The sequence below is a fragment of the Frankia tisae genome (assembly GCF_025403405.1).
Taxonomy (GTDB): Bacteria; Actinomycetota; Actinomycetes; order Frankiales; family Frankiaceae; genus Frankia; species Frankia tisai.
Genome location: NZ_JANEZT010000711.1, coordinates 1 through 1158, shown reverse-complemented (window position 1 = coordinate 1158; position 1158 = coordinate 1). Strand labels below are relative to the sequence as shown.

1 protein-coding gene and 1 pseudogene are annotated in these 1158 nt (G+C 73.1%); one reads left to right on the top strand and one right to left on the bottom strand.

Annotated elements, in window-relative coordinates; genetic code table 11:
• Nucleotides 1–514, bottom strand: a 514-nt coding sequence (locus NBZ85_RS31265; protein ID WP_261563440.1) for a hypothetical protein, incomplete at its 3' end; no start/stop codon positions are given.
• A 160-nt stretch (nucleotides 515–674) separates the two neighbouring features.
• Between NBZ85_RS31265 and NBZ85_RS31260 the strand changes: the two are divergent.
• A pseudogene (locus NBZ85_RS31260) lies at nucleotides 675–1158 on the top strand (LysM peptidoglycan-binding domain-containing protein); the annotation flags it as partial.

Sequence of the window (1158 nt, the reverse complement as noted above, 5' to 3'; positions counted from 1 at the left end):
GGACCCGCCCCCGGCGGGCGAACTCGCCCACCGCGTGCTCGGCGACCTCGAGGAAGTCCGCCCCCACCCGCACCGGCATCCCGTGCAGGCTTGTTCCGTCCACGAGCAGCAGCGTGCACGCAGAACGGTCGCGCACGAGTCCGCGCAGCACATAGCGCAGGTCCAGTTTCGCGGCCAGCGGCCCCTCGTGACCCGGCTGAGCGGAGACGACGGGCAGGTTCTCGACCGCGAGCAGCGATCGCATCGGCACCAGCACCTCCGTCGCGCCGGGCTCCGCGAGCAGGAACCAGTCCACCCCCAGCGCGGACAGCGTGCCGTGCAACGTCTCCGGGGCCCGCTGCCCGCCCAGCACCCGGCAGCGCGCCGGGTGGCCCACGACCGGCCGCAGGCGGTCGATCAGCCGCAGGTAGGCGGCCTCCCGGCGGCTGCGGTCGGCAAGCTCGGCGGCAAGCTCGGCGGCCTCGTTCGCCTCCCACTGCAGCTCGAGGTCCGCGAACAGGTCCTCCCAACGCATCGGTTCTCCTCCCGTACGGGTACGTTCCGCTGCACGCCGGACGGCTCGAATCCTCACGCACGACGCAAGCGGGATTGACAGTGCGGCTCCAGAGGTTTACACAACCAAACATAGGCAAACGAAGTCGTTCGACGACATCCGGCAGACAGGAGCAGCGACGATGATCGCGGGAGCGGCTCGGCGGACGCTGGCGCTGTTCGCCGGCGCAGCCGGAGCCGTGGGCACGGCGATCATATTGATCGTCTTCGGCCCCCGGCTGGCGGACCTGCCGGGCAGCGTCGGCGACGTGCCGGACTGGTTCACCGCGGCGCCCGAGCAGGCCCTCGTCACTGTCGTCGGCGCGGTGGCCTGGCTGTGCCTGCTCTGGCTGTGCCTTGGCGTCCTGCTCGGCGTGGCCGCCGCCGTCCCCGGCGCCGTCGGGCGGCTCAGCGCCGCGCTGGCCCGCCTGGTCCTGCCACGTGCGATGCGCAGGCTGATCGAGCTCGGCCTCGGCGTCACCCTGGTCGCCGGCGTCGCCCCGGTGATGGCGGCGATGCCCGCAGTGGCCGCCGGCACCCACCCTGCCCCCGGGATCGCCGTCGCAGCGTCGGCGGCGTCTCTCGACCTCGACCGTCCAGCAGCAGCGGTGCTCGGCACAGCCGGGC